At 84.7% G+C, this 313-nt stretch carries 1 pseudogene; it reads left to right on the plus strand.

Annotated features, from left to right (window positions below):
• Nucleotides 1-313, plus strand: a pseudogene (locus tag RKE29_RS30710) (kinase); the annotation flags it as partial.

The following is a 313-nucleotide window of genomic DNA, read 5'->3' on the forward strand; positions in this document are numbered from 1 at the left end:
GCCGCCGTCGCGCCGCCCCGGCGGCTGCTGGACGCGCTGGGCGCGCGGGGCGAGGGCCCGGCGGATCCGGCGCGCGCGTGGCTGGCCGCGCTGCCCGGTGCCGTGCGGCGGCAGCTCGCGGCCTGGGAGCTGACGCTGGAGCGGGTGGCGGTCCCGGGAGGCCGCGGCAGCCTGGTGGCGCTGGTGCGGCAGGCGGACGGCACACCGGCCGCGCTGAGGTTTCCCGCGCCGGATCCGGGCGCCTGGCGCGCCGGGCACACGGCGGGCGCGGAGGCGGCGGCGCTCGCGCGCTGGGACGGGCACGGCGCGGCGC

It is taken from the genome of Streptomyces sp. B1866 (assembly GCF_031932565.1).
Lineage (GTDB): Bacteria > Actinomycetota > Actinomycetes > Streptomycetales > Streptomycetaceae > Streptomyces.